The 25,851-nt window shown below is 66.6% G+C and carries 18 protein-coding genes and 1 tRNA gene; 16 read left to right on the top strand and 3 right to left on the bottom strand.

All coding sequences use genetic code 11. The features are described 5' to 3' along the window. Positions 1–11: 11 nt before the first annotated feature. Complete coding sequence (locus ASD13_RS13515; RefSeq protein ID WP_055870098.1) at positions 12–878, top strand: MurR/RpiR family transcriptional regulator; 867 nt, start codon at positions 12–14, stop codon at positions 876–878. Positions 879–907: 29 nt separating this feature from the next. Here ASD13_RS13515 and ASD13_RS13520 read toward each other — a convergent pair whose 3' ends face one another. Next, positions 908–1,828: a sugar kinase gene (locus ASD13_RS13520; protein ID WP_055870101.1), complete on the bottom strand. Its 921-nt coding sequence runs from the start codon at positions 1,826–1,828 to the stop codon at positions 908–910. Between the two features lie 163 nt (positions 1,829–1,991). On the opposite strand from ASD13_RS13520, the gene ASD13_RS13525 reads away from it, so the two are divergent. From ASD13_RS13525 to ASD13_RS13540, 4 genes are all read left to right on the top strand, one after another. Beyond that, complete coding sequence (locus ASD13_RS13525) at positions 1,992–3,665, top strand: ABC transporter substrate-binding protein (protein WP_055870104.1); 1,674 nt, start codon at positions 1,992–1,994, stop codon at positions 3,663–3,665. Positions 3,666–3,752: 87 nt separating this feature from the next. Continuing rightward, complete coding sequence (locus ASD13_RS13530; protein ID WP_017828176.1) at positions 3,753–4,757, top strand: ABC transporter permease; 1,005 nt, start codon at positions 3,753–3,755, stop codon at positions 4,755–4,757. A gap of 34 nt (positions 4,758–4,791) precedes the next feature. Next, positions 4,792–5,757, top strand: a complete 966-nt coding sequence (locus tag ASD13_RS13535) for an ABC transporter permease (protein ID WP_055870106.1) — start codon at positions 4,792–4,794, stop codon at positions 5,755–5,757. Beyond that, on the top strand, positions 5,754–7,460 hold the full coding sequence (locus tag ASD13_RS13540; protein WP_082524382.1) for an ABC transporter ATP-binding protein: 1,707 nt from the start codon (positions 5,754–5,756) through the stop codon (positions 7,458–7,460). Before ASD13_RS13535 ends, ASD13_RS13540 begins: the two co-directional genes overlap by 4 nt. A 14-nt stretch (positions 7,461–7,474) precedes the next feature. Here the strand turns inward: ASD13_RS13540 and ASD13_RS13545 are convergent, their stop codons facing one another. Then, positions 7,475–8,593 carry an ROK family protein gene (locus tag ASD13_RS13545; RefSeq protein WP_055870109.1) on the bottom strand — a complete coding sequence of 373 codons (1,119 nt, stop codon included), beginning with the start codon at positions 8,591–8,593 and terminating at the stop codon, positions 7,475–7,477. A gap of 94 nt (positions 8,594–8,687) precedes the next feature. Between ASD13_RS13545 and ASD13_RS13550 the strand changes: the two genes are divergently transcribed. The 3 genes from ASD13_RS13550 (at position 8,688) to rpoC (ending at position 18,781) form a co-directional block, all read left to right on the top strand. Continuing rightward, on the top strand, positions 8,688–11,048 hold the full coding sequence (locus ASD13_RS13550; RefSeq protein WP_055870112.1) for a PQQ-binding-like beta-propeller repeat protein: 2,361 nt from the start codon (positions 8,688–8,690) through the stop codon (positions 11,046–11,048). 273 nt (positions 11,049–11,321) lie between these two features. Next, positions 11,322–14,825 (top strand): DNA-directed RNA polymerase subunit beta, encoded by a 3,504-nt coding sequence (rpoB, locus tag ASD13_RS13555; protein ID WP_055870115.1) that lies wholly within the window; start codon positions 11,322–11,324, stop codon positions 14,823–14,825. An 80-nt stretch (positions 14,826–14,905) separates the two neighbouring features. Continuing rightward, entirely contained in the window at positions 14,906–18,781 is a 3,876-nt protein-coding gene (rpoC, locus tag ASD13_RS13560; RefSeq protein ID WP_055870118.1) for a DNA-directed RNA polymerase subunit beta', read from the top strand. 102 nt (positions 18,782–18,883) lie between these two features. On the opposite strand, the gene ASD13_RS13565 is transcribed toward rpoC, so the two are convergent. Beyond that, the gene (locus ASD13_RS13565) at positions 18,884–19,471 is read right to left on the bottom strand and encodes a hypothetical protein (protein WP_055870121.1); all 588 of its coding nucleotides are present in this window, start codon (positions 19,469–19,471) and stop codon (positions 18,884–18,886) included. Between the two features lie 86 nt (positions 19,472–19,557). On the opposite strand from ASD13_RS13565, the gene ASD13_RS13570 reads away from it, so the two are divergent. From ASD13_RS13570 to ASD13_RS13605, 8 genes are all read left to right on the top strand, one after another. Beyond that, a complete protein-coding gene (locus tag ASD13_RS13570; protein ID WP_055870124.1) occupies positions 19,558–20,487 on the top strand; it encodes a PfkB family carbohydrate kinase in 930 nt (309 codons plus the stop codon). Between the two features lie 86 nt (positions 20,488–20,573). Next, a tRNA-Tyr gene (locus ASD13_RS13575) sits at positions 20,574–20,658 on the top strand. 141 nt (positions 20,659–20,799) lie between these two features. Next, positions 20,800–21,111, top strand: coding sequence for a DUF2510 domain-containing protein (locus ASD13_RS13580; RefSeq protein WP_055870127.1), 312 nt, complete (start codon positions 20,800–20,802; stop codon positions 21,109–21,111). A gap of 331 nt (positions 21,112–21,442) precedes the next feature. After that, positions 21,443–21,835, top strand: a complete 393-nt coding sequence (locus tag ASD13_RS13585) for a hypothetical protein (RefSeq protein ID WP_055870130.1) — start codon at positions 21,443–21,445, stop codon at positions 21,833–21,835. 77 nt (positions 21,836–21,912) lie between these two features. Then, entirely contained in the window at positions 21,913–22,890 is a 978-nt protein-coding gene (locus ASD13_RS13590) for a hypothetical protein (protein WP_055870133.1), read from the top strand. A 5-nt stretch (positions 22,891–22,895) separates the two neighbouring features. Next, positions 22,896–23,981: a hypothetical protein gene (locus ASD13_RS13595; RefSeq protein ID WP_055870136.1), complete on the top strand. Its 1,086-nt coding sequence runs from the start codon at positions 22,896–22,898 to the stop codon at positions 23,979–23,981. Further along, entirely contained in the window at positions 23,978–24,652 is a 675-nt protein-coding gene (locus tag ASD13_RS13600) for an ABC transporter ATP-binding protein (RefSeq protein ID WP_055870139.1), read from the top strand. Before ASD13_RS13595 ends, ASD13_RS13600 begins: the two co-directional genes overlap by 4 nt. A 74-nt stretch (positions 24,653–24,726) precedes the next feature. Continuing rightward, positions 24,727–25,833 carry an ABC transporter permease gene (locus tag ASD13_RS13605; protein ID WP_162243060.1) on the top strand — a complete coding sequence of 369 codons (1,107 nt, stop codon included), beginning with the start codon at positions 24,727–24,729 and terminating at the stop codon, positions 25,831–25,833. Positions 25,834–25,851 lie beyond the last annotated feature (18 nt).

A 25,851-nucleotide genomic window follows, 5' to 3' on the forward strand; every position in this document is an offset into this window, starting at 1 on the left:
AGGGATCCCTCATGGACGATGACGTTCTCGCTCGGGTGCGACGCTCGCTCCCCAAGGTGAGCGCTGCCGAGGCGCGCGTCGCGGAGACGATCCTGGGAGACCCGACACTCGTCGTCGATCTGGCCATCAACGATCTCGCCCAGCTCTGCCACACCTCGCTCTCGACGGTCGCCCGCTATGCCCAGTCACTCGGGTACAGCGGATACCGCGAGCTGCGGGTGGCTGTGGCACGTGCGGTCACGCTGGAACAGGCGCAGCAGGCCCGGTTCGGTCTCGACACCACGGCGATCGACCCCGACGACGGTCCGACGGCGATCGCCGCCAAGCTCGCCGCGCAGGAGATCGACGCGATCGAGAAGACGGCGCTCGCCCTCGATGCGGTCGCCCTCGACAGGGTCGCGCGTGCGGTGGTCGACGCCCGTCACATCGATCTCTTCGGACAGGCGGCGTCATCACTGACGGCTCAGGACCTGCTGCTGAAGCTGTCGCGCATCGGCTGCTCGGTCTCGCACTCGTCGGACCCGCACCTCGCGGTCACCACGGCCTCGCTGCGCACTGCGGACGATGTGGCGATTGCGTTCTCCCACGGCGGCGAGACGGCCGAGACTCTGCGCGCGCTCGAGGTCGCCCGCGATGCCGGCGCCCTCGCAGTGGCAGTCACCAGCGCCCCCGACTCGCCGTTGGCGCTGGCGGCGGATGTCGTGCTGCTCACGCATGCGCACGAATCCCCGTTCCGGATGGCCGCGATGTCGAGCCGCATCGCTCAGCTCGCCCTCGTCGACGTGCTGTTCGTGCGCGTCGTGCAGCACCGCGGCGAGCCGGTCGCGGTCTCGCTGCAACGGACCCACGACGCGGTCCCCGCGCGCCGCCGCACCTGACCTTCCGGATTCTCCGTCCGGCCGGGGCGTCAGTCGACGTGGTCGCGGGTGCTGACCAGCGCGCGCGTCGCGATGCGGTGCCCGCGCGCGAGGCTTCCCGTGAGCGACAGCCCGGTGAGGATGCCGGCGAGGAAGCCGGCCGCGAAGGCGTCTCCTGCTCCGATCGTCTCCACCACGGGGGCGTCGAGGGCGTCGCTGTCGGCGGTCTCCGTGCCGTCGAAGGCGACCGCACCATTCGGGTCGGTCACGAGCAGGTGCCGCGGCCGGGGGAACAGCGAGCGCAGCCGGTGCGGGTCGCTCGTTCCGAAGACGACCTCCGCATCGGTGCGGGTGCAGAACACGATGTCCGCGCGACCCGCGAAATCGGAGACGATCCTCCGACCCTCCTCTTCGCGGCCTCGCCAGAGCGCGGGTCGCCAGTTCAGGTCGAAGCTGAGCAGCCGGTCGGGGTGCCGTTGCGTGAACAGGGCCTCCTGCGCAGCGAGCGCCGAGGCAGACAGCGCGGGGGTGATCCCCGAGGTGTGCACGAGCGCCGCTTCGGCGAGAAGAGCGGATGCCACGGGCGTGGTCAAGGTCTGCGGCGAGATCGCCGCAGCGGCCGAGCCGGCGCGGTAGTAGTGCATGGTTCCGTCGACCGCGCCGTCGTCTCGAGCCGAGAGCTCCTTCACATACAGGCCGGTGGGCGCATCTCCGTCGACCTCGACCGCGGAGTCGTCGACGCCGTGGTCGCGCAGCTCGGCGGTGAGGAAGCGTCCGAAGCCGTCGTCTCCCACCCGGGAGAGGACAGAGGTGCGGATGCCCGCCGATGCCAGGGCGATCGCGGTGTTCCACTCGGCCCCTGCCAGGGAGCGGTGGAAGGTCCGGCATCCCTCGAGAGGACCGGCGGTGGCGGCGACGAGGGCGACCATGCCCTCGCCGAAGCAGACGGCGAGCGGGGTGGTGTCGGGCACGATCTGGACACTACCGGATCGATGTCTGTCGCGCCGATATCGGATTGCAACCTGGATGCGTTTGGCATCTGAGGATCTGCTGGGTACCGTCGAGTCATCACCGTCCCCGAGGCGAAGAAGCCTCGGGACGCGCAATGAAGCGCCCGACAGGGAAGGTCACACAATGCACCAATCAGTCAAGCGTCGGCGAGGACTCATCGCCGTAACCGGAGCCACGATCGCGGCGCTCGCTCTCGCGGGCTGCGTCGCCAGCGAGCGTGGCGATGAAGGGTCCGAAGGCTCGGGCGACGTCGACGGGACATTCGTCTTCGCCGCCTCCTCCGACCCGGCGAGCCTCGACCCCGCCTTCGCTCAGGACGGCGAGAGCTTCCGCGTCTCGCGTCAGATCTTCGAAGGTCTCGTCGGCACCGAACCCGGCACCGCGGACCCTGCGCCGCTGCTCGCCGAGTCGTGGGAGTCGTCGGAGGACGGCATGTCCCACACCTTCGCGCTGAAGGAGGACGTCACGTTCCAGGACGGAACGCCGTTCAACGCCGAAGCCGTCTGCGTGAACTTCGACCGCTGGTTCAACTGGACCGGCCTCGCCGCGTCCGAGGCGTTCGGCTACTACTACAACAAGCTCTTCAAGGGGTACGCCTCCAACCCGGCCGACGCCGTGTACAAGTCCTGCACCCCTGACGGCGACTACTCGGTCACGATCGACCTCAACAAGCCGTTCGCCGGCTTCGTCGCCTCCCTCTCGCTCCCGTCCTTCTCGATGCAGAGCCCTTCGGCGATGCAGGAGTTCGGTGCGGACGAGGTCAGCGGCTCGGCGGAGTCCCCGCAGCTGTCCGAGTACGCGATGGGTCACCCGGTCGGTACCGGTCCCTACGCGTTCGACGAGTGGGCACCGGGCGAGCAGGTCACGCTCAAGGCCTACGACGGCTACTGGGGAGACGCCGGACAGATCGACGAGATCATCTTCCGCACGATCGACGACCCGACCGCTCGCCGTCAGGCGCTCGAGTCCGGCTCGATCGACGGGTACGACCTCGTCGGACCGGCCGACACCAAGGCCCTCGAAGACGACGGCTTCACGATGGTGTCGCGCCCGCCGTTCACGATCCTCTACCTCGCCTTCAACCAGGCGGTCCCGGAGCTGCAGGACCCGAAGGTCCGTGAGGCTCTGTCCTACGCGGTCGACAAGGACGCGCTGATCAGCCAGGTGCTCCCTGAGGGCACCCAGAAGGCGATCGAGTTCGTGCCCGAGGTCGTCAACGGCTACAACCCCGATGTCACGACCTACGACTACGACCCGGAGAAGGCCAAGGCGCTGCTGGCCGAGGCCGGGTACACCGAGGCGAACCCGTTGAAGCTCACCTTCAACTACCCGGTCAACGTCTCGCGTCCCTACATGCCGGACCCCGAGCAGATCTTCACGGTGCTCTCGTCCCAGCTGTCCGAGGTCGGCGTCGAGACCACCCCGGTCTCGGAGGAGTGGGTCGAATACCTCGACCGCACCACCGGCACCGCGGATCACGGCATCCACCTGCTCGGCTGGACCGGCGACTACAACGACACCGACAACTTCGTCGGCGTCTTCTTCGGCCAGCAGAGCTCCGAGTGGGGCTTCGACAACCCCGAGCTGTTCCAGAAGCTGAACGAGGCGCGCGGCGTCTCCAACCTCGAGGAGCAGACGGCGCTGTACGAGGAGATCAACGAGATGGTCGCCCAGTTCATCCCTGGAGTCCCGCTCGCGCACCCGGCGCCGACCCTGGCGTTCGACCCGCGCGTGAAGAGCTACCCCGCCAGCCCGGTGAACGACGAGGTCTTCACGGACATCGTCCTCACCAAGTAGGCCTGACCACTTGATATGTCGACCCCCGGTCCCGCGCATTCGGCGGGACCGGGGGAACGGCGTACCTTCTGATCGACGGAGATCTTCGTGCTGCGCACCATCGGCAGGCGACTGCTGTTCCTCATTCCCACCCTGTTCGGGCTCAGCATCCTGCTGTTCGCCTGGGTCAGGGCCCTCCCCGGCGGCCCCGCGGTCGCCCTGCTCGGCGAGAAGGCCACGCCAGAGGCTGTCGCGAGAGTCAACGAGCTCTACGGCTTCGACAAGCCCCTCATCGAGCAGTACTTCATCTGGATCGGACGCCTTCTCCAGGGAGACTTCGGCACCTCGATCCAGACCAACAGGCCGGTGACGGAGGAGTTCCTCCGCCGGTTCCCCGCGACGCTGGAGCTGAGCGTCATGGCGCTCATCTTCGCCGTCGGCATCGGCATCCCGCTCGGGTACTGGGCGGCTCGCCGTCACGGCAAGTTCACCGACCATGCCTCGGTCGTGCTGAGCCTGATCGGCATCACCATCCCGGTGTTCTTCCTCGCGTTCATCCTGAAGTACGTCTTCGCGGTGCAGCTGGGATGGCTGCCGTCGGACGGACGCCAGAATCCACGAATAGATGCCACCCATCCCACCGGGTTCTATGTGTGGGACGGCATCATCACCGGAGAGTTCGATGCCGCATGGGATGCGATCCTGCATCTGATCCTGCCGGCGCTCGCGCTGGGCACCATCCCACTCGCGATCATCGTCCGCATCACCAGGGCGAGTGTCCTGGAGGTGCAGAACGCGGACTACGTGCGCACGGGTCGGGCGAAGGGCGTCGGGTCGCCGACGCTGCGCAACCGCTTCATCCTGCGAAACGCCATGCTCCCGGTGATCACCACGATCGGCCTGCAGACGGGGCTGCTGATCTCGGGGGCGGTGCTCACCGAGACGGTGTTCGCCTTCCCTGGCATCGGCTCGTTCCTGGCGAGAGCCATCTTCACCAGGGACTTCCCCGTCCTCCAAGGGTTCATCATCTTCATCGCGATCGCATACGCGTTGATCAACCTGGCGGTGGACGTCTCCTACAGCTTCATCGATCCGAGAGTGAGGGTGCAGTGATGTCACTCCCCACCGTGCGAAAGGAGGCGGTCGTATGAGCATCGCCCTCCCGCCCGCCCAGGGCCCTTCGGCAGAGAGCGGCGGCAGCATCGACACCGTCGCGATCGCCCAGGCCGATCTGAAGAACGGTTCCGGCGGATTCTGGCGGGACGTGTTCCGTCGCCTCCGTCGCAATCCGACAGCGTGGATCGGCGCGGCCATCGTCGTGGCGTTCCTGCTCATCGCAGCCCTCGCGCCCCTGCTCGCTCCCTATCCGGAGACGGCGCTGCCGGGTGCGAAGTACATCACGCCCACCTACATCCCGGGTCCGGGAGAGCTGCCGCAGTTCCCTCTGGGCCTGGACCGCTTCGGCGGCGATGTGCTGTCCAAGCTCATCTGGGGCGCGCAGGCGTCGCTCATGATCGGCGTCATCTCCACCGCGATGGGTCTGGTCGGGGGCATGATCCTCGGCCTGCTCGCCGGCACGTTCGGCGGGTGGGTGGACACCCTCATCATGCGCATCGTCGACATCATCCTGTCGGTGCCGAATCTTCTGCTCGCGGTGTCGATCGCCGCGATCCTCGGTCAGACCCCGTTCGCGATCATGATCGCGATCGGGGCATCGCAGGTGCCGATCTTCGCTCGCCTGCTGCGCGCGTCGATGCTGCAGCAGCGTTCGAGCGACTACGTGCTCTCCGCGCAGACCCTCGGTCTCGGTCGCGGCAAGATCACCATGTCGCATGTGCTGCCCAACGCCATCGGTCCGGTGATCGTGCAGGGGACCCTGACGCTGGCCACCGCCGTCATCGATGCGGCGGCCCTGTCGTTCCTCGGTCTCGGCGGCGGACGCCCGGAGACGGCGGAGTGGGGCCGCATGCTCACCTACGCGCAGTCCGAGCTGGCCATCGCGCCGTGGCTCGCCTTCCTTCCCGGTATCTGCATCGCGGTCACCGCGCTCGGCTTCACCCTGCTGGGTGAGGCGCTGCGCGAGGCGATGGATCCCCGGACGAGGGCACGATGAACGCGCGGGAAGACGGCGCCGTGAGCGCCGCGAAGGAGAAGCAGATGTCGACCGAACCGCTGTTGTCGGTCCAGGGGCTGGCCGTGGACTTCGCCACCATGGACGGTGTCGTGCACGCCGTGGAGGGCGTGGACCTCGAGATCCGCCCCGGCGAGACCGTCGCGATCGTGGGGGAGTCCGGTTCGGGCAAGTCCACCACCGCGATGGCGATCATCGGGCTGCTCGCCGGGGGCGGCAAGATCGCCTCCGGCAGCATCCGCCTCGACGGGAAGGAGATCTCGCGCGCGTCGGAGCATGAGATGCGCGCGATCCGCGGTCGTGACATCGGTCTCGTGCCGCAGGACCCGATGTCCAACCTGAACCCGGTCGCGAAGATCGGCACCCAGGTGGCGGAGACGCTGCTCGCGCACGGCCTCGCCACACGGCAGAACGTGCAGACCAAGGTGGTCGAGGCTCTGACCGCTGCGGGCCTTCCCGACCCGGCACGACGTGCGAAGCAGTATCCGCACGAGTTCTCCGGCGGCATGCGTCAGCGCGCGCTCATCGCGATCGGGCTGGCGTGCAAGCCCCGACTGCTGATCGCCGACGAGCCCACGAGCGCCCTCGACGTCACGGTGCAGCAGACGATCCTCGACCAGATCGGGCAGATGACTCGCGAGCTGGGAACGGCCGTGCTGCTCATCACACACGACCTGGGGCTCGCGGCAGAGCGTGCGGAGCGTGTGATCGTTATGCATCGCGGCAAGGTGGTCGAGCAGGGCGATGCCCGGCAGATCCTGGAGGACCCGCAGCATCCGTACACGCAGTCGCTCGTGAAGGCGGCCCCCTCGGTCGCCGCGGCCCGCCTGCAGCCGGAGGCGTTCCGCGTGCAGGAGAGGGCAGCGGAGGCGAGCACCGTTGCCGAGACGGCTCCCGCCGACAACATCGTCGAGATCGAGAACCTCACCAAGGTGTATCCGGTGCGCGGACGCGGGGAGGACTTCGTGGCCGTCGACGACGTGTCGCTGGTGATCCCGCGCGGCGAGACCGTGGCGATCGTGGGCGAGTCCGGCTCGGGCAAGACCACGACGGCACGGATGCTGCTCAAGGTGATCGAGCCGACCAGCGGGCTGATCCGCTACGAGGGCAAGGACATCGCGTCGCTGACTCGGGCGGAGACGAAGGAGTTCCGGCAGCAGGTGCAGCCGATCTTCCAGGATCCGTACTCGAGCCTGAACCCGATGTTCACGATCGAGCGCCTGATCGCCGAACCGTTGGAGTTCTACAAGAGGGGAAGTGGCGCCGACCGACGCAGGCGCGTGCGTCAGCTGCTGGATGACGTGGCTCTGCCGCAGTCGATGCTGCGTCGGTACCCGTCCGAGCTGTCCGGTGGGCAGCGGCAGCGCGTCGCGATCGCGCGTGCCCTCGCCCTCTCGCCGGATCTGATCGTGTGCGACGAACCGGTGTCGGCGCTCGATGTGCTCGTGCAGGACCAGATCCTGAAGCTGCTCGGCGACCTGCAGAGCGAGTACGGGTTGAGCTATCTGTTCATCTCGCACGACCTCGCGGTGGTGCGACTGATCAGCGACTACGTGTGCGTGATGAAGGACGGCAAGCTCGTCGAGGCCGCCACCTCGGAGGAGATCTTCACGAACCCCCGCGACCCGTACACCCGGCGTCTGCTGGCGTCGATTCCCGGCAACGAGCTGGGCATCGCCTCCTGACGACGGCCTGCGCCTCAGCGTCCGCGCGCGCGTGCCCTGTCGAGCAGCTCGACGCTCGGCAGGGCCGCGGCGGCGTCTTGCAGTGCTCCGTACGCAACCCCGTCATCCCCGTGCCTCGCGGTTTCGATGGGGATCTCGTCGGGGAGCGCTTCGGAGAGGCGGGTGGCGAGGGGGAGGAGCACCACGTCGCGCGCACGGGTCAAACCGCCGCCGAGCACGACCATCTGGGGCGCGACGGCGACGATCAGTGGGTGGATGCGCTCGACGACGGCGTCGGCGTAAGCATCGATGCGCGATCGTGCCTCCGGGTCGCCGCGTTCGGCAGCGGCGAGGAGGGCTGCGACCGCCGCCGGGGCAGGTCCGGCAGGTCCCGGCGTCGCTTCCATCGAGGGCGCTGGCAGGAAGCCGATCTCGGCTGCTGCTCCGCCGCGTCCGATGTGCGCGCGGCCGCCGATGATGATGGCCGCACCTGTGCGAGCACCGAGGTGCACCTGGATCACGTCATCGAGTCCCGCGGCGACCCCGTCGCGCTGCTCGGCGATCGCGGAGAGACGGATGTCGTTGTCGATCCTGACCCCGGCGGCCGGGTAGGACGCGACGAGTGCTTCGGCCACAGGTGCTCCGCTCCACCCCTCCAGCGCCCCGGAGCGACGGATCACCCCTTCGCTGTCGACGATGCCCGCCGTGCCCACGTGGATCCTGTGCACTCGCGCGGAGGAGAGCCCCGCCTGCTGGAGCGCGGCTTCTGCAGCTCTGATCGCTCCGGCGATCCGTTCGCCGGGAGGGAGCGTCGGTCCGCTCGACACGTGGGCCCGGCCACGGACGCGAAGATCGAGTCCGGATGCCAGGGCCGTCGTTCCGTGGGCGCCGATGTCGATGCCGACGACGGCACCCGCCGTGGGGCTGAGAGAGTATTCGCGCGCCGGTCGCCCGGGGGCTCCCCGCGCTGCGGCCGCCGATGCGATCAGGTCGAGGTCGACGAGCTCGGCGGCTAGCGACTCCATGGAGGCGCGGGAGACGGAGGCGCGAGCACTGAGCGCGGTCAGGGTCAGCGGGCTGTCGGGCGTGCGCAGTGCGTCAAGGACGCGGGCGGCGTTGAGGCGCCGCAGGCGGGCCGGTCCCCGATCGGTCATGCGCACTCCTCGTGCTCCAGGTGCTGTGTGCTATCAGTATAGTTATCACAACTTCTGTGATAACTATCCGCGCGTTCGCGGAGAAAGGACAATGATGTCCAGACGAAGAGGAGCGGCGCTCATCGGCGCGCTTTGCGCGGCAGTCCTGCTGATCGCGGCCCCCGGGCCCGCGTTCGCGGGCGAAGGTACCTCGCCCACGGGCGAGGCGGTCTTCCCGGTCATCGGTCAGGAGGAGAGTCTGGGGGCTCCGATCCAGACCGTCTCGCTCAACGACTCCGCGATCGGCGAGCACGACGGCAAGTCTGTCGCCTACACCACGGCGTCCGGGGAGAACGCGGTCTTCAACGTGATTGACGTCACGAGTCAGAAGCTCGTCGCGGCGCATCCGATGCCGGGCGTCGTGCAGGCGTGGCGACACGTCATCGCCCCGGACGGAACCGTTTTCATCGGCGTGTTCACCGGAGCGGGCACGGGGGAGCTGTGGTCCTACGACCCCGTGCGCGATGAACTGCACAAGAGAGCGATCATGCCCGGTGGCGTCAAGTCGGTCTGGGCGCTCACCCTCGACGACGCGGGTCGAGTGTACGTCGGGAACTATCCGACGGGCAACGTCGTGCGATTCGACCCGGCGACCGACGAGCTCCGCGATTACGGACGCATCGTCGAAGGGCAGGAGTATGTGAGGTCGCTGGCCTTCGCCGACGGAACCGTCTTCGTCGGTACCGGGGCGCGCGGAAACGTCCTCGCGCTCGACCCCGAGTCCGGCGTCACCCGGGTCATCTCGGATGATCTGCCAGCCATCCTCGGTGTGACGCCCGAGCAGATGCCGTTCGCCTACTCGATGGGTGTCGCGGACCGCACGTTGGTCGTGCAGTTCTACGATCCGCTCATGCGCCTCGCGTTCTACGATCTCGACACCGGCGTCTGGCGGGAGACGACGATCGGCAAGAACGTCGCCGGAGACGTGGGCGCGTTCAACTTCGGCCAGCTTCCCGTCAGGGACGGCCGCATCTACGTCCCCGTGAACCGTCGGTTGATCGAGGTCGACCTGGCGGACCTCTCCGTACGCGATGTCGCGGCGTTCGGGACCTCGCTGCGCGGAGCGGGCTGGGTGCACGTCGATGACCCGCGTCAGCCGGTATCGGCGCTCGCGACGATCCAGAGCGGCGGCCAGGTCACGCTCTTCGATGTCGACACGGGGGCTGTGGTCGCCTACCCCACGGTCATGTCGGGGCAGCCCGGTCCGCTGCACACCCTGGAGTTCGCCGGAGACGGCAGCCTGCTGATGAGCGGGTACCCGGGTGGGACGGGGGCGCGGTACGTGCCTGCCACGGGTCAGCGGACGTCGTTCCGCCTCGATCAGCTCGAGGCGATGGCGACGACCGCACAGGGCGTGACCTACGGCGGCGTCTACCCCGGTGGAGCCATCGTGCGGCTGGAGACGACCGAGTCGGGTACACGCGCTGTTCCCGCATACGTCCTCGGGGAGCATCAGGATCGCCCCTATGCGATGCGCGAGCACGAGGGGCGTCTCCTGATCGGTTCCATCCCTGACTACGGTGCACTTGGCGGGGCGCTGACGGTCATCGACCTCGCGGACGGCGACAAGACCGTGCTGCGTGACGTCGTCAAGGACCAATCGGTCGTCGGTGTCGCGCAGCGAGGAAACGTGATCTACGGCTCGACGACCATCCGGGGCGGTCTCGGCGTGGAGCCGACGGCGAGCGAGGCCAAGCTGTTCACGGTAGATGCGACCACTCTGGAGAAGACGGGGGAGTTCGCGCTCGAGCTCCCCAGTGGGCAGCGGCCGACGCTCATCGGCGGCCTCGACATCGGCGCCGACGGTCTGCTCTGGGGATCGGCCGACGGGTGGGTCTTCGCTCTCGACCCTGACACCATGGCGTACGTCAAGGGCGCGAACGTGTTCCCGGATGTCACCCGCTTCGGCATGTGGCGGCCGGTCTTCACCCGCTGGGACTCCAGTGGCTTCCTCTATATGAACGTCGCCGGTCGGCTCGTGCAGGTCGACCCCGACGGGATGAAGACGCGAGTGCTCAGCGCCCCCGGGGAGGAGATCTCCTACCTGGCGTTGGGGCCCGCTCCGACCGCGGGGCAGAACCCGGCCTCGGCGCACGCCGCGTCGGGGGAGGCGCTGTACATCGGTGGCACCGCGTCATCGGCATCTCTGCGTGTGCTGCGGATCACCCCGGCCGATCCGGGTGGCCCCGGGCCTGGGCCGGGGACGGGGCCGGGGACCGGCGGCGGAGACGGCGCGGGATCAGGGGATGACGGCGGTGCGCCGGGGGATGCCGGAGGGTCCTCGGGTGCGGGGGGTCGCGGAGGCGGATCGGACGGCACTCTTCCGGCGACCGGCGCAGAGATGCCCATCGCCGCGATCCTGCTCGCTGCGGTGTTGCTCGTGGTCGGGGCCCGATTGCGACGTCGGCGCTCCTGAGCACCTGGGCGGTGGGGTGCGCGCGGGTATCCCACCGCCCAGCCGGGGTTCCGAGCGGACGCGGAACCCGGTGATCGCGTACTCATACCGCAGCTTCCGAGATTGGTCAAGGACTGCGCTTGCCATGTCGCATAATCGTGCGTATAGTAGGTAGTTGCGCTCGCTTCTCCCTGCCCTCATATGGTGGTCGGCATCTGTTGAGTTCCCGGGCGCACACTCCACCTGACGACAAAGGAATCGAGAAGCCCTGCGGGGCTCACGGAGGTTATTCCCTTGGCTGCTGCTCGCAACGCATCCACATCCACCACCACCAAGAACGGACGCGGAGCATCCCGTCTTTCGTTCGCCAAGATCTCCGACACGCTGACGGTCCCTGACCTTCTCGCCCTGCAGACCGAATCCTTCGGTTGGCTGGTCGGCAACGACGCCTGGAAGGCGCGCGTGGCCGAGGCCAAGAAGCAGGGTCGCACCGACGTCAACGAGAACAGCGGTCTGGGCGAGATCTTCGAGGAGATCTCTCCTATCGAGGACCTCGGCGAGACGATGCAGCTGTCGTTCACGAACCCCTACCTCGAGCCGGAGAAGTACTCGATCGAGGAGTGCAAGGAGCGTGGCAAGACCTACGCCGCTCCGCTGTACGTCGAGGCCGAGTTCATGAACCACCTCACGGGTGAGATCAAGACCCAGACGGTCTTCATGGGCGACTTCCCGCTGCAGACCGACAAGGGCACGTTCATCATCAACGGCTCCGAGCGCGTCGTCGTGTCGCAGCTCGTGCGCTCGCCGGGTGTCTACTTCGACAAGACCCCCGACAAGACGAGTGACAAGGACATCGTGTCGGCTCGCGTCATCCCGAGCCGTGGAGCATGGCTCGAGTTCGAGATCGACAAGCGCGACCAGGTGGGCGTGCGCGTCGACCGCAAGCGCAAGCAGTCGGTCACGGTCTTCCTCAAGGCGCTGGGCATGACCAGCGAGGAGATCCTCGCCGAGTTCGCCGGCTACACCTCGATCGAGGAGACGCTCGCGAAGGACACGATCGTCACCAAGGAAGATGCGCTCCGCGACATCTACCGCAAGCTCCGTCCGGGCGAGCAGGTCGCTGCCGAGGCCGCGCGCGCGCTGCTGGACAACTTCTACTTCAACCCGAAGCGCTATGACCTGGCCAAGGTCGGTCGCTACAAGATCAACCACAAGCTGGGCCTGGACCAGCCGCTGAACTCTTCGGTGCTGACCGTCGAGGACATCGTGGCCACGATCAAGTACCTCGTGCGTCTGCACGCCGGTACCGAGGAGACCTTCACGGGCATCCGCGGTGGCAAGAAGGCCGAGATCCGTCTCGCGACCGACGACATCGACAACTTCGGCAACCGTCGCATCCGCGCGGTCGGCGAGCTGATCCAGAACCAGGTCCGCACCGGTCTGTCCCGCATGGAGCGCGTCGTCCGCGAGCGCATGACCACGCAGGACATCGAGGCGATCACCCCGCAGACCCTGATCAACGTGCGCCCCGTCGTCGCCGCGATCAAGGAGTTCTTCGGAACGTCGCAGCTGTCGCAGTTCATGGACCAGAACAACCCGCTCGCGGGTCTGACGAACAAGCGTCGTCTGTCCGCGCTCGGCCCCGGTGGTCTCTCGCGTGACCGCGCCGGCGTCGAGGTCCGTGACGTCCACCCCTCGCACTACGGCCGCATGTGCCCGATCGAGACTCCTGAAGGCCCGAACATCGGTCTGATCGGTGCTCTCGCGACCTTCGCGCGCATCAACTCGTTCGGTTTCATCGAGACCCCGTACCGCAAGGTCGAGGGTGGCGTCGTCACCGACCAGATCGACTACCTGACCGCTTCCGAAGAGGTCGACTTCAACATCGCGCAGGCCAACGCCCCGCTCGATGCCAAGGGTCGCTTCATCGAGAGCCACGTCCTGGCCCGTCCCAAGGGCGGTAGCGGTGAGGTCGACATGTTCCTCCCGGAGGACATCGGCTACATCGACGTCTCGCCGCGCCAGATGGTGTCGGTCGCGACCTCGCTCGTGCCCTTCCTCGAGCACGACGACGCACAGCGCGCCCTCATGGGTGCCAACATGCAGCGTCAGGCTGTGCCGCTGCTGCGCAGCGACTCGCCGCTCGTCGGAACCGGTATGGAGGGCTACACGGCCATCGACGCCGGTGACGTCATCACCGCCGAGAAGGCCGGTGTCGTCTCCGAGGTCTCCGCAGACCGCGTCGTCGTCATGCTCGACGAGGGCGGAACGCAGGAGTACCACCTCCGCAAGTTCGACCGCTCGAACCAGGGCACGTCGTACAACCAGAAGGTCGTCGTCAACGCCGGTGAGCGCGTCGAGGTCGGAGAGGTCATCGCCGATGGCCCCGCCACCGAGAACGGTGAGCTGGCCCTCGGAAAGAACCTCCTCGTCGCCTTCATGACGTGGGAGGGCTACAACTTCGAGGACGCGATCATCCTGAGCCAGGACCTGGTGAAGGACGACACCCTCTCCTCGATCCACATCGAGGAGTACGAGGTCGATGCTCGCGACACCAAGCTCGGCAAGGAGGAGATCACCCGTGACCTCCCCAACGTCAGCCCGGAGCTGCTGAAGGACCTCGACGAGCGCGGCATCATCCGCATCGGTGCCGAGGTCCGCCCCGGCGATATCCTCGTCGGCAAGGTCACGCCGAAGGGTGAGACCGAGCTGTCGGCCGAGGAGCGTCTGCTCCGTGCGATCTTCAACGAGAAGAGCCGCGAGGTCCGCGACACGTCCCTGAAGGTGCCTCACGGCGAGCAGGGCACGATCATCGCGGTCAAGGAGTTCAACGCCGAGGACGGCGACGACGAGCTCGGCTCTGGCGTCAACCGCCGCGTCGTGGTCTACATCGCCCAGAAGCGCAAGATCACCGAGGGTGACAAGCTCGCCGGCCGTCACGGCAACAAGGGTGTCATCGCGAAGATCCTCCCGATCGAGGACATGCCGTTCATGGCGGACGGTACCCCGGTCGACATCGTGCTCAACCCGCTCGGTATCCCCGGTCGAATGAACTTCGGTCAGGTCCTCGAGACCCACCTCGGGTGGATCGCGAAGCAGGGCTGGAAGGTCGAGGGCACCCCGGAGTGGGCATCCCGTCTGCCGGAGCAGGCCTTCGAGGCAGCTCCCGGCACGAAGGTCGCCACCCCGGTGTTCGACGGTGCGAGCGAGGAGGAGATCGCAGGTCTCCTCGACGCGACCATCCCGACCCGCGACGGTGTGCGTCTGATCGACTCCACCGGAAAGGCCCAGATGTTCGACGGCCGCTCCGGCGAGCCGTTCCCGGCGCCGATCTCGGTGGGCTACATGTACATCCTGAAGCTGCACCACCTGGTCGACGACAAGATCCACGCGCGTTCCACGGGTCCGTACTCGATGATCACCCAGCAGCCGCTCGGTGGTAAGGCGCAGTTCGGTGGACAGCGCTTCGGTGAGATGGAGGTGTGGGCCCTCGAGGCCTACGGCGCCGCATACGCGCTCCAGGAGCTCCTCACGATCAAGTCCGACGACATCCTCGGCCGCGTCAAGGTGTACGAGGCGATCGTCAAGGGCGAGAACATCCAGGAGCCCGGCATCCCCGAGTCCTTCAAGGTGCTCATGAAGGAGATGCAGTCGCTCTGCCTGAACGTCGAGGTCCTCTCGGCCGACGGCACGCTGGTGAACCTCCGCGACACCGACGATGAGGCGTTCCGCGCCGCAGAAGAGCTCGGTATCAACATCTCCAGCCGCTTCGAGGCCGCCTCGATCGACGAGATCTAATCCGCAGGTGTGCCCGGGATCCAACTCCCGGGCACACCCCAGCAGACTTCTCAAAAAGAATTTCCGACACAGGAGAACTAGTGCTCGAGTCCACAACTTTCGATGAGCTTCGCATCGGCCTGGCGACCGCAGACCACATCCGCGCGTGGTCCTACGGCGAGGTCAAGAAGCCCGAAACCATCAACTACCGCACCCTGAAGCCGGAGAAGGATGGTCTCTTCGGAGAGCAGATCTTCGGCCCGTCCCGCGACTGGGAGTGCGCCTGCGGCAAGTACAAGCGTGTCCGCTTCAAGGGCATCGTCTGCGAGCGCTGCGGCGTGGAGGTCACCAAGAGCTCCGTCCGTCGTGAGCGCATGGGTCACATCGAGCTCGCCGCTCCCGTCACCCACATCTGGTACTTCAAGGGCGTGCCCTCGCGTCTGGGCTACCTGCTCGACATGGCGCCGAAGGACCTCGAGAAGGTCATCTACTTCGCCGCCTACATGGTCATCTCGGTCGACGAGGAAGCTCGTCACCGCGACCTGGGCACGCAGGAGAACAACATCCGTCTCGAGCTGAAGACGCTCGGCGACCGCCGCGATTCCAAGATCGCGGAGCGCCTGGCCAAGCTGGAGGAGGAGCTCGCCGCTCTCGAGGCGGAGGGTGCCAAGGCCGACGCCAAGAAGAAGGTCAAGGACGCCGCCGAGAAGGAGATGTCGCTCATCCGCAAGGGTGCCGACGAGGCGATCCTGAAGCTGGAGCGCGTGTGGGAGGACTTCCGCACCCTCGAGGTCGGCGCCCTGCGCCCGGAGGACGACGTCTTCCACGAGCTGCAGGACCGGTTCGGACAGTACTTCGAGGCCTACATGGGTGCCGAGTCGATCCAGCGCCGCCTTGCGGCCTTCGACCTCGTCGCCGAGGCGGAGAACCTGCGTCTGCAGATCTCCGAGGGCAAGGGCCAGCGCAAGATCCGTGCGATCAAGCGCCTCAAGGTCGTCAGCTCGTTCCTCGAGACCGGCATGAGCCCGGCCGCGATGGTCCTCGACGTCGTCCCGGTGATCCCGCCGGAGCTGCGCCCGATGGTCCAGCTCGACGGTGGACGCTTCGCGACCAGTGACCTGAACGACCTGTACCGCCGCGTGATCAACCGCAACAACCGTCTTCGTCGTCTGATCGACCTCGGTGCCCCCGAGATCATCGTCAACAACGAGAAGCGCATGCTGCAGGAGGCCGTCGACGCACTGTTCGACAACGGTCGCCGTGGTCGCCCCGTCACCGGTACCGGCAACCGTGCCCTGAAGTCCCTCAGCGACATGCTGAAGGGTAAGCAGGGTCGTTTCCGCCAGAACCTGCTCGGAAAGCGTGTCGACTACTCTGGCCGTTCGGTCATCATCGTCGGCCCGCAGCTGAAGCTGCACCAGTGCGGTCTGCCCAAGCAGATGGCTCTGGAGCTCTTCAAGCCGTTCGTCATCAAGCGCCTGATCGACCTCGGTCACTCGCAGAACATCAAGGCGGCCAAGCGTGCCGTCGAGCGCACCCGTCCCGAGGTCTGGGACGTGCTCGAGGAGATCATCCGTGAGCGTCCGGTTCTGCTCAACCGTGCACCCACGCTGCACCGCCTCGGCATCCAGGCGTTCGAGCCTCAGCTCGTCGAGGGCAAGGCCATCCAGCTGCACCCGCTCGTCTGCGCGGCGTTCAACGCCGACTTCGACGGTGACCAGATGGCTGTCCACCTGCCGCTGTCGGTCGAGGCTCAGGCCGAGGCCCGCGTGCTGATGCTCGCGTCGAACAACATTCTGAAGCCGTCTGACGGTCGTCCGGTCACCCTGCCTTCGCAGGACATGATCATCGGCCTCCACCACCTGACCACGGTCAAGGAGGGTGCAGCCGGTGAGGGACGTGCGTTCGGTTCTGTGGGCGAGGCGATCCTGGCCAAGGACGAGGGTTCCCTCGACCTGCAGGCGAAGATCCGCATCCGCATCCCCGGTCTGACCTTCCTCGAGGGCGAAGCTCCCGAGGGCTACGAGCGTCACGGTCTCGTCGACGCCTCGCTGGGTCAGGCGATCTTCAACGACACGCTGCCCAAGGGCTACCCGTTCGTCCGCGAGCAGGCTGACAAGAACAAGCTGTCGCAGATCGTCAACAAGCTGGCCGAGGAGTACCCCAAGGTCGAGACGGCTGCGTCGCTGGACCGCATCAAGGACGCCGGTTTCTACTGGGCCACGCGCTCCGGTGTGACCGTCGCCCTGAGCGACATCCTCACCCCGCCGAACAAGGCGGAGATCGTCGCCGGCTACGAGAAGCAGGCCGCGAAGGTCCAGTCGCAGTACGAAAAGGGTCTGACGACCGACTCCGAGCGTCGCCAGGAGCTCATCAAGATCTGGACCGAGGCGACCGACGAGGTTCAGGCCGCCATGAAGGCGAACTTCCCCGAGGACAACACCATCAACCGCATGGTGTCGTCGGGTGCTCGTGGTAACTGGCTGCAGATCCGGAACATCGCCGGTATGCGTGGTCTGGTGAACAACCCCAAGGGTGAGATCATCCCGCGTCCGATCATCTCCTCGTACCGCGAGGGTCTGTCGGTTGCGGAGTACTTCATCGCGACGCACGGTACCCGTAAGGGTCTGGCCGACACCGCTCTGCGTACCGCCGACTCGGGTTACCTGACCCGTCGTCTGGTGGACGTCTCGCAGGACGTCATCATCCGCGAAGAGGACTGTGGCACGTCGAAGGGCCTCGAGCTCCCGATCGCCGCTCCGAACTCGCAGGGTGAGCTCGTGCGCGACGCGAACGTCGAGAACTCGGTGTTCGCTCGTACGCTGGCCTCCGACGTCGTGAACGAGTCGGGCGAGGTTCTCGCCTCGGCCGGCGACGACGTGGGTGATGTGCTGATCGACAAGCTCGTCGGACTCGGTGTCGAGAGCATCAAGGTGCGCTCGGTCCTGACCTGCGACTCCGCTGTCGGTGTCTGCGCGCAGTGCTACGGCCGTTCGCTCGCGACCGGCAAGACGGTCGACATCGGAGAGGCCGTCGGCATCATCGCGGCCCAGTCGATCGGTGAGCCCGGTACCCAGCTGACGATGCGTACCTTCCACACGGGTGGTTCGGCATCGGCGGATGACATCACGCAGGGTCTTCCCCGTGTGCAGGAGCTCTTCGAGGCGCGTACCCCCAAGGGCGCGTCGCCGATCGCCGAGGCCGATGGCCGCATCACGATCGACGAGACCGACAAGGGCAAGAAGGTCATCCTCACGCCCGACAGCGGTGACGAGCCGGTCATCTACCCGGTGCTGAAGCGTGCGACGCTTCTCGTCGAGGACGGGCAGCACGTTACGGTCGGTCAGCCGATCCTGGTGGGCACGCTCGACCCCAAGGAGATCATGCGCGTCATGGGTGCTCGCGAGGTGCAGCGTTACCTCGTCGGCGGCGTCCAGGGCGTGTACCGCTCGCAGGGTGTGCCGATCCACGACAAGCACATCGAGGTCATCGTCCGTCAGATGCTCCGCAAGGTCACCGTCGTCGATCACGCCGACACGAACCTGCTGCCGGGTGAGATGGTCGACCTCAAGCGCTACCAGTCGATCAACCGCGAGACAGTGGCAGAGGGCAAGCGCCCCGCGTCGGGCCGTCCGGAGCTGATGGGTATCACGAAGGCGTCGCTCGCGACCGAGTCGTGGCTGTCGGCCGCCTCCTTCCAGGAGACGACCCGCGTGCTCACCGAGGCTGCGATGCAGGGCAAGCGTGACCCGCTGGTCGGTCTCAAGGAGAACGTCATCATCGGTAAGCTCATCCCCGCCGGAACCGGTCTCTCGAAGTACCGCGACGTCACGGTCGAGGCCACCGAGGAAGCCAAGAGCGAGCGCTACCCGAACCGGATCTTCGCATCCGACGGCGCGTACGCTGACGGCGACTTCGGCTACGTCGACTTCGACGCGTTCTCGACGGACGACATCACCCCCGGCACTTATAACTGATTGAGTGCTGAGTGACTGAGAAGGCCCCAGGCGATTCGCCTGGGGCCTTCTTCGTGCCCTGGTGCAGTCGCGTGGCGCCTGGCAGCCGCGCGGTGGACGAGGTCAGCCGAAGAGGTGCTCCACGATGCTCGAGGTGTACCCGCTCGGCGCCAGGTTCGAGTAGCGCGTGTCGATGAGCACATCCTCCCGCCAGAAGAGGGTGCGGCCGTCTGTCACCGGGTACTGCGCATTGGGCCACGTCTTCTCGCAGCGCGTGCCGCCGTCCGGGGTGAAGCAGGAGAAGCCCTCATCGTTCGCGAGAGCGTTCAACATGTCGAGCGCGGGTCCGCGGTTCATCCGGGAGATCGTGGTCGTGAGACCGGTCGTGTCGGCGCCGGGGTCGGCCCAGATGCAGGTCAGAGTGCCGTCGGAGCCCACGCCGGAAGGGCCGAAGGCGGCGTCGTTGAGCGGTGTCTCCCCGAGTTCGGCCAGGACGGCGTCGGACAGGATCGCACGGCAGTCGGTCGGGAGCGCGACGGGTGCGCTGGTCGGCGTGGGGCTGGGCGACGGCGAGCCGGTCTGCTCGGGGTCGGCCGTCTCGCTCCCTGCCGGGCTCGGCGAAGCGCTCGCGCCGCCCGTCTGCGGGGTGCAGGCGGTCAGTGCGACGAGGAGGAGGAGTGCCGCGGCAGCGCCGGTGAGTCGGGGCTTCATGGCCACACCGTACTGCGCATCGGTGTCGGGATGGCAGAGGAGCGCGGTGTTGCCGTCGGCTCCCCGTGCCGCGATAGTGTCGGCGGGTGAGCAACCAGACTTCTTCCGCCGGTTCCGTGGTCGTGATCGGCGATGCCTTGATCGATGAGATCCGCGACGATTCGGGGGTGCGCGAGCTCGTCGGCGGTGCCGCACTCAACGTCGCCGTCGGACTGCGGCGCCTGGGAGTCGTGACGACGCTGATCGCGATGGTGGGAGATGACGAGGCCGGCGCGCACATCCGCGAGTACCTTTCCGACCACGGCGTGCGGCTGATCGGGAGTGAGGCCCCGCTCGGGTCCTCGCGGGCGATGGTGCAACGGGCGGCGAACGGTGAGCCGCAGTACGTCTTCAACGACGCCGCACAGAAGCGCAGCATCCGGTACTCCGACGAGGCTCGACAGGCGATCGCCGACGCCGGGCTCGTCGCGATCAGCTGCTTCCCCTTCGACGTGCCGGTCGAGGTCGACGCCCTGACCGATGCCCTGGGGGACGCGCGCGTTGCCGTCGACCCCAACCCGCGCACCGGAATGCTCAGCGATCGTGAGGAGTTCGTCCGCGGCTTCGAGCGGCTCGCGGCTTCGGCCGCCATCGTCAAGGTCGGCGCGGATGACGCGACGATCCTCTACGACGGCGACCTCGACGCCCTGCGCGCCCGTCTGCGGGCCCTCGGCGCTGCTGCCGTCCTCGCGACCGCGGGTGCCGACGGCGCCACCATCGATGCGGATGCCGGCATCGTCTCCGCTCCCATCGCGCAGCTTCCCGGTGCCGTGATCGATACCGTCGGCGCGGGGGACGCGACTCTCGCGGCAGTTTCGGAGGGCCTGGTCACAGCGTCTCCGTCCGACCTGGGGGAGTGGCGCGCACTGCTGCTGCGCGCGATGGACGTCGCCGCCGCGACCTGTCGCGCCGAGGGTGGTCTGCTGCGGACACCCGAGTCGTTGGAGGACTCCAGGCGCGGCGTGAACGGCAGCTGACCGTTCGATTTCTTGCACCCGCCTTCGGCAGGTATGCTTGTCTCTCGTGCCCCCGGTTGGCTGTCCAAGTCGGACGGGTGCGCTCTGGCGAGTTACCCAAGCGGCCAAAGGGATCTGACTGTAAATCAGACTGCTCAGCATTCGGGGGTTCGAATCCCTCACTCGCCACCACCACATCCGCGGAACGCCGCGGAACTCGAAGGCCCACGCGATTACCGCGGGGGCCTTCTCTCGTCACCGTGGCCCTCACGATGAATAGGGTGGTCACATGCCAATGACGACTTGTGCTCGCCTCGACCTCCGAGATCGTTCGTGACCACGCCCGCGGGTTGGTATGTCGACGACAAGGGCGCGACCCGGTGGTGGGACGGTTCCCGGTGGGGTGAGGACTCTCCGGTCGCAGCGCCATCGACGGAGTTCCCATCGGTCCCGGAGGGGACGAGCACGACCACGGTGTGGGTGTGGCCGGGTGTCGCTGGCTTCACGGATCCAGTCGCGCAATTGCGAGATCCGTCGGCCGCACGGCGAGCCGGACAGACGCGCGGCAAGCTCCCGCTGCGCGACTGGGTGGTGTCGGTGGAGAAGAACTCACTGCTCGGATGTCAGACTCTCGAGCCCCGCTGAGCGACATACGTCGATGGAGTGGTGTTTGCGCGAGACGGAAAATCCTGACAGACATTTTTCTGATCGACGCGACAGGCGCAGAGAGAAGCGGTGACGGCGGCTGCGGCGACGGCAGCACGGCGCCCGCTCATCGTCCGCATTTGGCCGCAGGAATACGCCGAAGTGAGGGCAGGAAAGATGTGTGTCAGGTGTTCCTTGTGCCTGCAAAAGGCCACCATCGTGTCCTCCGAAAGGGGGACAGACACTCCGAAACGCTGTCTTTCACACTCAGGGGGAACCGAGGTGAAACTGGTCAATACTGATCCAGGCCTCGCATCCATGAGGAGAGAAAATGAAGTTGAGCACGAAGAAGCGCTTGGCGAAGTTCGCCGCCGCGACGGCAGTGTCCGCCGCCCTGATCGTCACGCCGTCGGTTGCGGCGATGGCCGACGCCACGGCGACGTACACGACAGGCGGCCAGGCGCGCGCCACCGCGTACTGGAATGCATCCTCGGACACGATGTCCAGCACCGACCGTTACAACGACGGGTGGGGCTCCCGCACCGCGTACAACCTCCGTGGCAATACCAGCAACCAGTACGTTGACAACATCAAGGGCGCCGGCACGACCGAGTCGCGCACCCTGTGGGTGCTTCCTGGCTGGGAGTTCCGCGTCCAGGCGTGCTCCATCAACAACGGCACGCAGCTCGGCTGCGGGTCCTGGTCGGGGTTCTCGGGAGTCTGACCCACGCGTGAGACCGGGCCTACTGCGTGCCCGGTCTCACGTCCCCACCGTCTCGAGATTAGGAACGCCCCGAACCCATGAAACGCCTCGCGCCTACACTGCCCCTGCTCGCCATTGCCGCACTCGTCATCTCGGGATGCTCCAACGCGTCGTCGGAAGAGGGATGGACCACCCCGGACCTTCCTGCAGAACTCTCCGCGACGCAGGCGCTCGCAGCGTTGCCGTTCGATTCGTTCGCGATGAGCAACTCCGAACGTGAGCAGCTGCAACAGGGCACGGCCGCTCTACTGAACCGGTGCATCGCCGACTTCGGTCTCTCTGCGACGTTCAGCGGCGACTACATCCAGCAGCTGAGTGAAGATCCGGACGTGCCTCTCATCTACCAATGGGGAGGCAGGCTCGGTACTCTCCCGCGTGACCAGGCCGAAGAGTACGGCTACGCAGCACCTCCCGGAGGCGAGTGGTCGAATGGGGCCGGCATCTACCTGTCCAGCGCGGAGAACTTGAACCCGGTTATGCCGAGCGATCCGACGGAGGCCGCGCAGCTGGCGGCGGTGATGTACGGCCCCGAGCAAGGAATGATCCCCGGCGAGGGGGGCGATGACCAGGTACTTTCCTCAGAGCTCATCCCGACAGACGTCGAAGGCAATGCGCCATCCGCGAAGGGGTGCTACGGAGTCGTCGAAGACGAGATCGGAGTTCCGTTCGTCGACCTCCGCGACCTGACGTCCGACGTCTACGGCCTCACGTTCAGTCACGATGCGGTGAAAGAGAAAGCCAGCGCCTGGTCGGCATGCATGAAGGATGCCGGCTTCGATTACGCACGCTTCGAGGAAGCTCCGACTGCGAATGCGGGCGCGATCAGCGCGGACACTATCGCCGTGGCCTTGGCAGATGTCGAGTGCACGAAGGAAAGCCGCTGGCCGGACACTTTCTACTACGTCCTCGCCGACTACGAGCAGCAAGCGATAGACAAGCAGCCGGACACGTTCCAATCAGCGCTGGACGGAGAGCGGAAGCGACTCGAGGCCGTGAACACACTCCTGGGCAAATAGAGACGATGGACGACAAGCCCCGGACGACGCCGACACGTCGAGTAGGCACCCTGATCCTCGTCACAGCTCTCGTATCTGCGGCCATCGGGGGTGCGGCCGGCTTCTTCGTGCGCTCGCCCGCACAAGTTGCGGCGGATGCTGCCCCGCCCGCGCACAGTGAGCTGACCGTTGCCGTCGAAGAGGGCACTATCACCGACCCGCTTCTCCTGTCCGGAGTCGTTGCTCTCGGCAGCGTGACCGACCTCACGCCAAACGGGGGAGGTGTTGTCACAGGTCTGCCGGTAGCCCTCGGAGCGCAGTTCACCGCCGGTACCGTCATCGCCGAGGTGAACGACAGGCCCGTGATCTACCTGCAAGGCTCTATACCGCTGCTGCGGGACCTGCGCCCCGGGGACAAGGGTGAGGATGTTCGGCGCCTGCAGGAAGGGCTGCGTCCGTGGCTGAGCGGCGAGCCCGATGGCACGTGGGGGACGGCGACGACCCGTGCTCTGCAGGCCCTCTACAAAGCTGCAGGGTATGTGGCTCCTGTGGACAGCGCCGCTCTCCAGGCGGAGCTCGTATTCGGCGCCGCGGCCACGGCTACGGTTCTCAGTGTCGCGTCCCCGCTCGGAGGAGCGGTCGAGAGTCCGCTGATTCGGGCGACCACATCCGATCCGACAGTGATAGCAGAAGTCGCCGATGCGACGTCGCAGCTTGTTCACATCGGTGACCGCGTATCCGTGACAGGCAGTGCCATCGGCGGTGCGCAGGACGGCACGATCACCGCGGTGGGCGGCTTGGTCACGGGAGACGATGGAGTCAGCCGGGCCACCGTCACAGTCCAGCCGGATGTTGCGTTGCCAGCCGCGGCTATTGACCGAAAGGTGGAGATCACCGTCTTGACCGGCGCGGACGCTGAGGTCGGTCTCATCGTTCCGCTCTCCGCTATCCGCTCGAACGCGACCGGCGGAACATATGTACTGCACGTGCACGGGGAGAACCCTCATCGCGTCATGGTGACTGTCGAAGAGACGGGAGGCGGACAGGCGCGAGTGACCGCCAGCGACGGAGATCTCGCTGTCGGTGGCCTGGTCGTGCTGGGCGTGCAATGACAGCTGTCGTCGAACTGCGAGACGTCTCGCGTGTCTACCCTGGGCCACCCGAGGTGCACGCGCTGGTAACGTCCTCCGTCACCATCGATGAAGGCGATTTCGTCACCATCGTCGGCCCGTCCGGCTCTGGGAAATCGACTCTTCTGAACCTTCTCGGCCTTCTCGACAAGCCGACGGCGGGAACCTACGCGTTGAGAGGCCAGGACGTCACGCCGCTTTCGGAAAACGAGCGGGCGCGTGTGCGGGGCACCGACATCGGGTTCGTCTTCCAGTCCTTCCACCTGCTCGAACAACGTACCTGCTTAGAGAACGTGATGCTCAGCGACCTGTACAACGGAACGACGGAGCGAGAGTCTCGCGCTCGCGCATACGAGGCGTTGGAGGCAGTCGGACTCGGGGCTTTCGACCGCCGGCTGCCGACCGAACTCTCGGGCGGACAGCAACAACGAGTAGCCATCGCCCGAGCGTTGGCATCCGACCCCGCGGTGCTGTTGTGCGATGAACCGACCGGAAACCTGGATAGCGTAACCGCATCGGCCATCCTCACCCTCTTCGACGACCTCAACGCCGTCGGCCGCACGGTCGTGCTCATCACCCACGACGCCGACGTCGCCCGCCACGGCAATCGAACACTGCACATGCTTGATGGCGCGTTGAGCGAGGAGTCATGACCCGTCACCCGGTGCGCAGGCGGTTGCTCAACGAGGCGATGGCCGGTGTTGTGCAACGCTCGTCTCGCTCGGGGATGACGATTGTCGGAATCGCGATCGGCGTCGCGTCCTTCGTGGCGGTGCTCGGCGTGACCGCCAGCGCCAACGGACAGATCAGTGACGAGTTCCTGAGAGTCGAAGCCACCCAGATCACGGTGACTCCCCGCACTGGGGGAACCGGGACCGAACCTCTCTTCGCTACGGACGCCGACCGCCGTGTCGGTCAGATCGACGGGGTCACCGCGACCGGACGATGGTGGAACGTCCCCGGCGTCACCATCAGCGTAAATCCTCCGTCGATCGACCCCGGCTCCTCCCAACCTTCGTTGCTGGCAGCGACACCGGGGTACTTCGATCTCGTCGGCGCTGAGGTGTCCAGCGGCCGCACATTCGATGAGTTCCATGAGGATCAGCCGGTTGCGGTCATCGGAGACAAGCTGGCCGGCGACCTCCGTATCAGCGACATCGCTGATCAACCCGTCATCGTGCTCAACGACCTTCGGGTCACTGTCATCGGCGTCATCGATGACACGACCGGCTCGAGCGCTGCGCTGACAAGCGTCATCATCCCCGACGGGTTCGCTCGGACACACTTCACTGCACCAGGACAGCGGGAGACGATGGTCGTAGCCACCGAGGTGGGGGCATCGGAGGTTGTCGCCGACCAGCTCGCGGTCGCCTTGAACCCCGCGGAACTCACCGCGTTTCAGATCGTCCCACCTCCGAAGCCGACGGTCGTGAAAGACCGGGTCAACACGTCGACGCAGGCGCTCTTCTTCGCACTCGCAGGCATCTGCGTTCTCGTCAGTGGTGTCGGAATCGCCAACGTGTCATTGCTCGGCGTCATCGCCCGCACGCGAGAGATCGCACTTCGGCGTTCGCTCGGCGCCTTGCCCAGACATATAGCGATGCAGTTCCTCGGAGAGTCAGTCGTGCGCGGGCTCCTGGGTGGGCTTGTGGGTACGGCGTTGGCGATGGCAGCCGTGACCGCCATCGCAGTGAGTCAGCAGTGGACGGCCGTCATCGAACCATGGTCGCTCATCATGGGGCCGGTCATGGGTGTGGCCATCGGATCGATCGCGGGGCTCTATCCGGCGATTCGAGCCACGAGGATCGAACCGGTAGAGGCGTTCCGTCGCTGAACGTCTATTCGATTTCGT

Origin of the sequence: Microbacterium sp. Root1433D1, from assembly GCF_001426835.1 — a bacterium.
Classification (GTDB): domain Bacteria; phylum Actinomycetota; class Actinomycetes; order Actinomycetales; family Microbacteriaceae; genus Microbacterium; species Microbacterium maritypicum.

Excerpts from the sequence above, each read along its gene's own strand:
- ASD13_RS13525 (WP_055870104.1), top strand. The coding sequence starts at position 1,992 with ATGCACCAATCAGTCAAGCGTCGGCGAGGACTCATCGCCGTAACCGGA.
- ASD13_RS13515 (WP_055870098.1), top strand. The coding sequence starts at position 12 with ATGGACGATGACGTTCTCGCTCGGGTGCGACGCTCGCTCCCCAAGGTG.
- ASD13_RS13550 (WP_055870112.1), top strand. The coding sequence starts at position 8,688 with ATGTCCAGACGAAGAGGAGCGGCGCTCATCGGCGCGCTTTGCGCGGCA.
- ASD13_RS13565 (WP_055870121.1), bottom strand. The coding sequence starts at position 19,471 with ATGAAGCCCCGACTCACCGGCGCTGCCGCGGCACTCCTCCTCCTCGTC.
- ASD13_RS13545 (WP_055870109.1), bottom strand. The coding sequence starts at position 8,593 with ATGACCGATCGGGGACCGGCCCGCCTGCGGCGCCTCAACGCCGCCCGC.
- ASD13_RS13595 (WP_055870136.1), top strand. The coding sequence starts at position 22,896 with ATGGACGACAAGCCCCGGACGACGCCGACACGTCGAGTAGGCACCCTG.
- ASD13_RS13605 (WP_162243060.1), top strand. The coding sequence starts at position 24,727 with ATGACGATTGTCGGAATCGCGATCGGCGTCGCGTCCTTCGTGGCGGTG.
- ASD13_RS13600 (WP_055870139.1), top strand. The coding sequence starts at position 23,978 with ATGACAGCTGTCGTCGAACTGCGAGACGTCTCGCGTGTCTACCCTGGG.
- ASD13_RS13540 (WP_082524382.1), top strand. The coding sequence starts at position 5,754 with ATGAACGCGCGGGAAGACGGCGCCGTGAGCGCCGCGAAGGAGAAGCAG.
- ASD13_RS13585 (WP_055870130.1), top strand. The coding sequence starts at position 21,443 with ATGAAGTTGAGCACGAAGAAGCGCTTGGCGAAGTTCGCCGCCGCGACG.
- ASD13_RS13590 (WP_055870133.1), top strand. The coding sequence starts at position 21,913 with ATGAAACGCCTCGCGCCTACACTGCCCCTGCTCGCCATTGCCGCACTC.
- ASD13_RS13535 (WP_055870106.1), top strand. The coding sequence starts at position 4,792 with ATGAGCATCGCCCTCCCGCCCGCCCAGGGCCCTTCGGCAGAGAGCGGC.